6 protein-coding genes are annotated in these 10,460 nt (G+C 45.8%); 5 read left to right on the forward strand and 1 reads right to left on the reverse strand.

All coding sequences use genetic code 11. The features are described from left to right. Positions 1 to 139 precede the first annotated feature (139 nt). The 5 genes from menC (at position 140) to GX117_14830 (ending at position 7,201) form a co-directional block, all read left to right on the forward strand. Entirely contained in the window at positions 140 to 1,255 is a 1,116-nt protein-coding gene (gene menC, locus GX117_14810) for an o-succinylbenzoate synthase (protein ID NLO34598.1), read from the forward strand. Beyond that, on the forward strand, positions 1,243 to 2,688 hold the full coding sequence (gene menE, locus GX117_14815; GenBank protein NLO34599.1) for an o-succinylbenzoate--CoA ligase: 1,446 nt from the start codon (positions 1,243 to 1,245) through the stop codon (positions 2,686 to 2,688). The genes menC and menE overlap by 13 nt, the downstream gene beginning before the upstream one ends. A 38-nt stretch (positions 2,689 to 2,726) precedes the next feature. Further along, positions 2,727 to 5,258 carry a tetratricopeptide repeat protein gene (locus tag GX117_14820; protein ID NLO34600.1) on the forward strand — a complete coding sequence of 844 codons (2,532 nt, stop codon included), beginning with the start codon at positions 2,727 to 2,729 and terminating at the stop codon, positions 5,256 to 5,258. Positions 5,259 to 5,298: 40 nt separating this feature from the next. Then, positions 5,299 to 6,210: a 4-(cytidine 5'-diphospho)-2-C-methyl-D-erythritol kinase gene (gene ispE, locus GX117_14825; protein NLO34601.1), complete on the forward strand. Its 912-nt coding sequence runs from the start codon at positions 5,299 to 5,301 to the stop codon at positions 6,208 to 6,210. 103 nt (positions 6,211 to 6,313) lie between these two features. Then, the gene (locus GX117_14830) at positions 6,314 to 7,201 is read left to right on the forward strand and encodes a serine/threonine protein kinase (GenBank protein ID NLO34602.1); all 888 of its coding nucleotides are present in this window, start codon (positions 6,314 to 6,316) and stop codon (positions 7,199 to 7,201) included. A 791-nt stretch (positions 7,202 to 7,992) separates the two neighbouring features. Here GX117_14830 and GX117_14835 read toward each other — a convergent pair. Next, positions 7,993 to 10,251, reverse strand: coding sequence for a hypothetical protein (locus GX117_14835; GenBank protein NLO34603.1), 2,259 nt, complete (start codon positions 10,249 to 10,251; stop codon positions 7,993 to 7,995). Positions 10,252 to 10,460 lie beyond the last annotated feature (209 nt).

Genomic DNA, 10,460 nt, shown 5'->3' on the forward strand with positions numbered 1-10,460 from the left:
CCTTATACGGACTACCTAACAAAAATCATAGAAAGTCCTATTGCCGCTGAGCCAAGACACAGGTACCGTTTCATTTCGATGATTGTGTTAAGATTCTCATGACTTTAGAATCGGGAAAAATAATATGAGAACGTGAACGGTGCTGCTAAAAAAAATCGAAATATTTAAGTATAGGCTTCCTTTAAAAAATCCTCTTCACCTCGGAGACTATAAGCTGGAGCGTCGTGAAGGGGCTCTCATTGCGCTGCAAACTGAAGATGGATTTTGCGGGTGGGGAGAAGCAGCGCCCTTACCCGGTTTTCCCGGATGGTCGCCTAACTTCTTAAACCACAACATCCAAAAGTTGATAGGCGGATTAACAAATATGCCTTTGGAAAAGCTGCGTCTTTCTTTAGAATCGAGAAAGGACTTTTCGCCTGCAATATTCTTTGCTCTCCATAGTGCTGTCCTATCCTTAGCGTCCCGTACCGCCGGTGTATCACCCCATCAACTACTAAGCCCGGTTGCGCCGAGTAGCTTATCGTTGTGCGCTCTTATAGATGGATCTCCGGAAGCGCGGATTAGAGGGGTAGCAAAGGCCGCGTCCCAAGGCTACAAGACCATAAAATTAAAAGTGGGCAGAGACGATCTCAAGACCGATATTGAAACGATAGAGCATGTGCTGGATAAGCTGTCCCCTTTAATGAAGATTCGTTTGGATGCGAATCAAGCATGGAGCCTCGAAGAGACGCTTCAATTTTGCAATGCTATTCCCACGGAGCAAATAGAGTTTTTGGAAGAGCCTACTTGGGACTCGTATCAATTGCCCATGATTCAGGAAAAAACAGGTATCCCTTGTGCCGTTGATGAGACGCTGCAACAGCTCAGCCACTGCCTTTACAAAGACGAAAGCGAGGGTGCAGATCCTCAGATAATAAAATTAAGAGCTATGGCGGAAGAAACAAAAGTGTGGGTCTGGAAACCTTCTCTATGTTATCCTCCCCATCTTTTAGGTATGAAGGGATCAAATCCTATTGTATTGAGTAGTGCTTATGAATCCGGAGTCGGCACGGCAGCCATACTTTACTATGCAGCCGCTTTTTCCGAATCTCGTTTTGCAGCAGGAATTGATACTTATTCGCGACTCGCAGAGGATGTGTTGACCGACATGCTTCCTATCATAGACAGCCCTACTATTTCTTTGAGATCTATTGATTCTCTGCGTGGGTCTGTAAAAATGAATTCATTGAAACCGTATCCATTATGTGTCACATAAACAACAACCCCATTTATACAGCGGCGCAATCCTTCCCCAACCTCGCGGCTTGTTCCTATAAAACTACTGTGCAGTACAAGGATTTACCGGAACAAATAAACAATTACCTTAAGCTTTTGCGCGATTGTAATTGCGTTGCCGGAGACCGTGTTCTTCTTATTGCCTCCCCTTCCGAATACTATTTTATCGCGCTCTGGGCATTATTCTACGGAGCAATAATTGCCTGTCCCATTAATCCCATATTGCCGGAAAGCAAACTAAAGGCTATCGTGTCATTCCTGCGTCCTACCCTTATCCTCTATGATGATTCGACTGCGGCCAAAGTGAAGTCACTGGGGTGTAGAGGTCTTTCTATGGATGACCTGCACAATAATGCACAGAACTATTCACAGCCGGCGTATTCGTTGCCGCTCTTGGCTGAAGGACAACTTACCACGGCCGTGGCGACTTCCGGCAGTACGGGTACGCCCCGCTTTGCAGTCCACACCTTGGATAACCACCTCTTTGCCGCGGTCCACGCCAATAATAATCTTCCGTTGAATCCTTGTGATGTTTGGCTCCTTTCCTTGCCTCTATTTCATGTGTCCGGTTTGTCTCTCCTCTATCGCTGTATCCTTGCAGGCGCAACACTACTCATCTCATCGGGAAAAAATATAGGCGATACGCTGCAGTTGCATCCTGAGATTAGCCATGTATCCCTTGTGCCGACCCAATTAGCGCGACTACTCCGTACGGATGCGGGAGCACGTCGATTGAAAGAGCTGAAAGGTGTACTCTTGGGGGGAGCGCCTGCAAACCGCAGTTTGATTAAAGAAGCCCGAGCCCGGCAGGTTCCCTTAGTTCGCAGCTACGGGATGACGGAAACTGCCGCGCAATTCTGCGCCACAAAACCGGGAGCTTCACTGGAAGAATTGTACAGCAGCGGCTATCCTTTGGTTTCGGAATCAATACGGATTGATCAAGACAGCTCTATTAAGCTTCGAAGCCCGGCGATTTTTGCCGGATATTATCAGCCCAACGGAACAATCGATCGGCTTGTCACGGCAGATGGTTGGTTTTCCACCGGTGATCTTGGTTATTTCGATGCTTATGGTCGGCTCCACGTCACAGGCAGAAAAGACACCCTATTTATTTCAGGAGGTGAAAACATTTATCCTGAAGAAATAGAAGGAGAATTGAAAGAGCTGCCCGAAATTGAAGATGCTGTCGTTGTAGAAATGCCTGATAATGAGTATGGCGCGTTGCCTGTGGCGTTTATCCTTTGGAAAGACGGCTGTGCCCGAGATCAAGAATGGCTCCTATCCCGATTATCTTCCTTTTTGCCGCGTTATAAAATACCGCGTAAAATATTTGACTGGCCTGAACAGAGTCCGCCGGGCATGAAAACGGTACGCTCTTTTTTCCGTTCTCTGATTGATGTTTCAAAATCGTGATTCACGCCGAAAAAAATAGCTTTATGTATGATGCGTTCATGAAAAAATACAAACAATATGCTTCCTGTGCAATTGTATCCTTTTGGATGATTATTGCGCTTTCCTTGCGATTGTTTCATCTTACGCATGAGTCCTTATGGTGGGATGAATACGCCAGCCATGTCTTTCTTGACGCCCCCTCCTTGCTTTCATTTTTGGCGTTCAACCGCACCTTGGATCCCCTAAGCCTTCCTGTTTATTATGTTCTCGAATATGGCTTCTTTCACTATATCTCCGAATCTGTAGTGGCTTTACGTTGCATGAGTATTGCCATCGCTTTAGCAACTTTTCCGGTAGTCTACAGCATTGGAAAAAAGCTTCATCAACGGCGTGCAGGATTGATTGCTGTTGCCCTACTGGCTCTATCGCCTGTACACATACACCACTCCCAAGGGATCCGGATGTATGTTGCCTTTATATTTTTGGCATCACTGATGATCTGGTCATTTTTGCTGTTGCTGGAACGCCCCCAAGTGCGGTTTTGGATTTTACACGGCTTTATTTCTTTGCTGCTATATTGGACGCACCCTTTCGCAGGATTGCTTACCCTCGCCATAGGAGCGTTTTTACTGACGAATTGGAAGTATCGACTAAGATTTATTTTGCTGTGGTGTTTGTGTCAAGGGTTTCTTCTAGTACCGATTCTCGGTTATCTCTCGACCCTTGAATTTTGGTCCGTAGAATCCACAAGCCAATGGATAGCCTCACCGACACTAACAAGTCTTGGAGCACAACTTTTCTTTCAAGATATTTCCGCCTTTGATTGGCAATTCCGATTGTCATGGATCGCTCAACGGCTTGCTTTCATACGGTATGGGACAGATTTTGTTTTCGCTGCATGCATCGTAACACTTCTTTTTACTGCCGCTTTCAACCTATATAAGAATCGAAAATATGCCCCTGCTAAAGGCACGCTAAAGCAGACTGAATTGCTCTTTTCGTGGCTTCTGTTACCACCGGTTATTCTCTTTCTTATGTCCGTCCTCCTGCGGCCTTGTATGTTCCCGCGCTACACTGCCCATTGCATTCTCCCCCTTTATCTGTTGTTGGGAATAGCCTTGTCTCCGTGGCGCCGCTCTAAGCTGTTCTTTTTCTTGGGTGGCTTTCTTCTGGTCAGCATGCTGCTGCAATGGTTGTGGCTTCAGCCGGGTCCACAACGTACCGACTGGCGTTCAGCAGGAAAATTCCTTCATGAACAGGTAGGCAACAATGACATTGTGCTTGTGGAAAATTCGCGTTGGCGCGATGTGTTTCAACACAATCTGAGATATCTTGCGGGAGGCTCTCTGGGGGTTCCGGTTGTTGCCGCAGAAAATACGCCTCTCCTTGCGGCGCAGAGTGTGTTTTGTTGTGGTTTGTCGAAAGGAAATCATCCGGGCGACGTATGGGCTGTGATCGCTATGCACTTCTTTGATCCGGGTCCCCCCATACGCTATGAACAACAGCTCAAAGATTGGGGAATCTCTTTCGAAAGGTGGTTTTTTCCATCGACACGAGAAATTTATGTTTATAAGTTGAAGATACCGGATAAGATGGAACTCCCTGCATCTCTCTTGCTGCTTCGTGATCTCTGGCAAAACAACAAACAATATGATTTGTTTGACGGCGCGGCAACAAAATCTCACGCTTTAGAAGCCTTTTCCGACCTGATCTTGGCGTTATCAGAAAATAATCGTGCATTAGAAGCGAAGCAACTTTTAGAAGACTTATTCCAAATAAACGGCTATTGGCAGCAGATGTTTACACCTCTGTACGATTCATTAATTGACATGCAAGGTATAGAAAAACAAGTTGCCGCGCTCAGACAGCTCTGGCAAGGCTACGGTTACAGGGACGCGGGACATATGAAGTTTGCCGATCAGGATTTGGAGGAATCGTTGCGTCTTGAACCTGAAAATACCGTAGTCTGGCTGGAACTTTTTAATATTCGGATTGCGATGAAGAACTATAGTGAGGGAGCCGATGCCTTGGAACAAGTCATTGAGAGAGACCCGAAATATTTTTACTTCCGACATTTGATCGACGTCATACACCGTCAAGGAAAGGTAGAAAAAGCGCTCGCAGCCGTGAAACTTTATGAAGAAGGCATTTTTAAACAAAGTACAGGGCTTTATGGACAGGCGATTTCACACCTGGAAAAGGCCATACAAACAGACCCTCAATTTGGAGAAGCCTATACGGCTCTTGCTTTTATTTTGTTGTCGGTACATAATCCCTTGCAAGCAGAAAAAGTACTCGAAAGGTATTTCAGTTCTATTCATCCCTCAGCTCCCGGCGCTTATGGTCTCATGGCGCTTATTTATGCCCTTTACGGTGATGGTGAACAAGCAACGGAATATATGAATGAAGCCTTTGAAATATCCCAAGACTATAAGGCGCTCTTCGAAGCTTTTTTTATTTCTTTTTTTAAAGAACAAAATAAGCAAGCCACGTTGCGGGAAATGGATATTTTGAAAGCAAAAGGTATAGATCTGTATCCCATTTTAGCCGATGAGCTGGACAGCATATTTTCTGAAATCGCAGGAAACTAAACTGATTCCGATCTCTAAAGAGTCTTAAAAGGAACTATTCATGATCTCGTGCGCTCAAAGCGAAGTGAAACAACATGTTTGGCGAAGCTACGCAAAAATTAATTTGTATCTGGATGTTTTAAAAAAGAGGCGTGACGGTTTTCATAATATTGAGACGATTTTTCAGTCCGTTTCACTCTTTGATGAACTCACGTTTAGAGCCGCTACCACGCTAACGCTTTCTTGTAATTTAGCCCATCTTAATTGTGGGCCCTCAAATCTTGTGCATCGCGCGGCGTTATTACTCCAAGAAAAGACAGGATGCCAAAAAGGGGCTTCGATATATTTGGAAAAGAATATACCTATTGGTGCCGGTCTCGCCGGCGGGAGCGGAAATGCCGCAGCAACATTGCAGGCACTGAATAGCCTTTGGGATTTGAAGCTGTGCACAACGCAATTGGAGCGCTTCGCCCGAAATTTAGGCGCTGATGTGCCCTATTGCCTCCATGGTGGTACCCGAGCAGGTGTCTTACGCGGCGAAGAACTGTATCCCTTGCCGCCTCTACCCGAGCTGTGGTTTCTTTTTATCCACCCAAAACAGTCCGTAAGCGCAAAAGAGGTTTATAACCATCCCATGCTTGCCCCAACGGGAGAAAAGCCATTTGCAGGGAAAACAGCTGCATTTCGTGAAGCAATTCGATCACTTCAGCAATCCCAATACGAAGGTGTGTTGTTTAACCGCATGGAACGTCCCGTTTTTTCCTGCTATCCCCAATTAATGGATATGAAGCTTGCCCTGATAAAAGCAGGTTGTAAAGCTGCGCTCATGAGCGGCAGCGGCCCGACCCTCTTGGGCTTATGCGAATCTCAAGAGCAAGGAATTCTTATTTCTGAAAACTTAAAAAATACTGCCCCTGATTGGAGTATTTCCATTGCGTCAACCGTCCCTTACGGAACCAAAAGAATAGCGTAATGGATAAAAAAATGGAGGCAGCTACCGGGTTATTATTATTGGAAGAAAAAGTATATACTAGTGATGACCTTCACGACAGACTTTGACTTTGGGAGTGATGCCCGTGACAGATCAAACTATCTTTGAGCCTAACAAAACATTGGCAGGACGCTACGTACTCCGTAACAGAATTGGACGCGGTGGGATGGGTTCTGTTTATTTGGCGTTGGATAAAAAAAACGGACAGTACGTGGCATTAAAAATGTTGCATCCCAAATATTCGGGAAGCCGTCAAGCCGTTGCACGATTCGTCAGGGAAGTAACAACCTCAAGAAACCTTAATCATCCGGGTATCGTTAAGATTTTTGACGCCCGCAAAGAAGACAATATGCTCTTTTATACCATGGAGTATATTGAAGGCAAAACGCTGCGCCGTTGGCTTCAGACACGGCACCGCTTGGCATTCCCATCGGTAGTACGGGTGCTGTGTCTCGTTGCTGAAGCCTTAACACATGCCCACCGAATCACGATTCATCGCGATCTGTCCCCCGAAAACATCATGGTATTACGTGATGGCTCGATCCGTCTTTTAGATTTTGGTTTGGCAAAACTTGACGATCAGTTTAAAGGGCTAACCATGGTGGGTTCCAATCTCGGGAAATTACATTATATGGCTCCCGAACAACAATCGAATCCGGCCGGCGTAGATTTGCGCGCCGATATTTATTCCATGGGCGTCATGTTCTATGAATTGTTGACGGGGCGTGCGCCTGCTCCCGGACAAAAATTGTCTGTGTTGCGTCCGGACTTGCCGCCTGGAGCTGATGCTTTTGTTGAGAAGGCTTTGGCACCTGATCCTAACCAACGTTTTCAATCAGCTTTTGAATTTCGTGAAGAGTTATTGAAATTGTTTTACAGCGGACAGCCCGCCAAAAAGAAGCGAGCCTTATCAAAACCGTCTTTATGGCAGCGTTTGATCTCTCCCTTTAAGCGATTATTCGGTCGAAAATAAACCTTCCTAATACCTTTAAATGCGATTCCTTCCTTACTGTATCACCGGCAAATTCCATTCACGATTCATTACGACAAAACACATATAATCTACGATTTTTGCCAAGGTATCGGTATCAGAAGGATTAAGGATAACGGAGAAGGGACACTTACGCTTTTCTTTCCTATTTACGAGACCTTTAGGAATTATGAGGGCGAATTAATGCCATCCGAAATCCTTGCGAAGCTACCAAACCGATCCTTGGGAACGATAGCTGCGGCATCTCCCCTCTCTATGGCCGGATTACCAAAAATCTCCTTGGAAAGTCACCGATTAAGACCTATCGATTCTACCTTTTTCCCTTTGGATAGATTTAATTTCTGTCGATACCGATCTTATTTCTACAATTTATGACTCCATACCGCCATAGTCCATAGCATCAAACAAAGCTTCTTTCGTGGTGAAGTATGGTGAAGTATGGTGGAGACAGCTTTATGGTGCTCCACCACGATTTGGGCTTGGTAATAAAAGGCGAAACGCAAAGTGGTGGAACATGGTAGAGATAGTCGGGACTCCCCTCCCTTATATATATATAATCTTACTTATTTTAATTTCTCACGTGTAAGGATAGAAAAATGCTCCACCATGCTCCACCACTATGAGAAATACCCCTGATAATATTGGGTGAAAGCGTGGTGGAGATAAAAAAGTGTTGCTCCACCATACTCCACCATTTTTTTGGACAAATCCCCCCCATGGGCGCCTTCAACGGGGAAGCCCCTGTCTTTGAGGGAATATATGGTCTCAAAAGTCTATTGTGTTTTTGTTCCCGGTACGCTCGTTTGAGCAGTACTGCGGATAAAAAAGAAGACGCTGCAAAATACAGCAATAGCGCAAAGGATCAGAGTGCCGGATACCGGTAAGGAAGACAGAATTTGCAGAACTATCGTGGGAGACTGCGCTGAACCTTCCTCATCTACACCAATACAACAATACTTACCCTCATGTTCTTCTTCCACAGGATCGAAACGTAAAATTGAAGTATCCATTCCTTCCAATAATTGAAAGTCATGATCGTTGACGATCTTGTACCATTGATATACTACCTGACCCGAAGGGTTGACGGGATGAATCTTTATTTCAACACGTGATCCCGTTGCGCTACGTATTGGGTTGGAACCCGTGTATAGTAAAGCAAATTCATCTTCGCCTTCGCTTGGGGCTTCACCCTCTGTCGGTGCTTCGCCTTCGCTTGGGACTTCACCCTCTGTCGGCGTCTCACCCTCACTCGGCGCTTCACCTTCGCCTGAGGTCTCTCCTTCACTCGGAGCTTCGCCTTCGGCCGGAGCCTCACCCTCACTCGGCATCTCACCCTCTGTCGGAGTCTCGCCTTCACTCGGCGCTTCGCCTTCGCTCGGTGCTTCGCCTTCGCTTGGGACTTCACCCTCTGTCGGAGCCTCGCCTTCCGGGAGGTCGCCATAATTTAGATAGATACTCCACGCTTCAGTGGTCGACACAGGAGCGTTCTTATCACTCAGGCTTTGCGGAAAGTCTTCCCACTGATAAGGTATTAAAAATCCATCTCCTAAGGTGCAACTCTGGTAGCTTGGCACATCGGCGTTGCTATCTACTTGCCACGCCAAGAAATACTCTTTTTCCTCTAAAGCTATAGAGGATGGACTTCCGTTTGCAATAGGAACAGTAAGCCAATCTTCGCTCATCGTATTGGCCACAGGGTTACTCTGCCAAAGTAGGCTTGGCGGTGTCGTATCGGAATAAATAGCAAGGCGCACATTACCGGAAGCTTTATGTGAATAAAAGGACATACTGTGAATATCCGCTGCTTCGGACAGCGCAACACGTGTTCCTTTGATATAGGATTTTTGGGAGAGCGAAACACGAACGATAGCGGGCGGAATCCCCGACGGTTGAGTAGCAAAGTATCCATAGCCATTATGCAGGTCTCCGGCTGCACTTAAAACTTGTTTTTCCGTATTGGGCGTGAGCGCCAAGCTTCCTAAACGAAGGGGCGCGGCATCGCCTTCACCAAGATCAACTTTTACAATATAGGCCGGATTTGAATAAGATCCGAACCACGCCCGATTCGCATCTGTATCAATGATAGCTCCCCACAAACCATTTTCACCGGTATTCAGGGTTAGTGTGTTTTTTAGAATGGGCATTCCTGTTCCGGCGCAAGAAAGTTTATAAACTTTTCCCGGGGTATTAGCGACATAACTTCCAAAATAGAGATAACCGCGTTGCGCATCAATCAAGGCACAACGAAGGTTTTCACTCCCAATAGCTAGCGCCCCTTCTCGTTCCAAACCGCTTTCACCTGTTCCCAGATTAACTTTTATAACGCGACCTGACGCATTTCCAAAATAGGCGCAGTTGTTTATTTCATCAAGGACGCCGCTTTGTACGCTATTTTCTCCCGATGGAAGCGTGATTCTCTGGACTTGCTTAAATGTTCTGGTCGGATGAATATCAATTTTTACGACCCGTCCGCCTGTAGCTGAACTGGTATTATCTGCGGCAAAATACAGGTATCCTTCTTGTTTATGGATCAGTCCAACGCGGGGATATCCAACATCTTGCAAGGTAATCTCTTCGAGGGCAGGTGCGTAATTGAAATCAAGGCGTACCCGAACCACGTGGCCCGGCGTTTTCATGCTGGAGCCAAAATAGGCGAATCCATGATCGGGATCAATAGCGCCGCCTTTAAAATAGTCACTGTTAAAGCCATTAAGCGATTTTGTTTCAACGTATTGGTGCAGTGTATCAGCTGTACCAACCTTTATTTTTACAACTTTACCCGGATTTTGATTATTGGTCCCAAAATAGATATGCCCGTCAAGGGGATCCATCAATGCACACCAAGGATTTCCATCGCCTGTCTTGAACGAAATGGCATCCATCCGTCTCATACCACCATTGGGGTATTGTGTTGTTCCCGGTTCAAGAATACCGGCCGATTCTTCAGCTAAGGTATAAGAAGCCCCTATGACTCCATAGAAAAGCAAAAAGAGAATAGACCACGCCGCACTTCGAGAGACAAATGTCGTCATTTCGAATCCCCTTCCGAAATATCCAAGGTTTAACACACGGTATAAAAGCAAAGGCGTCTATATTCCGAAACCTATGTCTATCAGTCATATTTCCACAATAATTGACGCAATCATACCGTACTCCAAAAAGCTATACACTCGATCACTTAATTTGTTCTAATCCATTGAAATAAAAATCTATAGATCTAAAGCAATCCAGATGCCACTAG

The organism is Candidatus Hydrogenedentota bacterium, from assembly GCA_012523015.1.
Taxonomy (GTDB): Bacteria; Hydrogenedentota; Hydrogenedentia; order Hydrogenedentales; family CAITNO01; genus JAAYBJ01.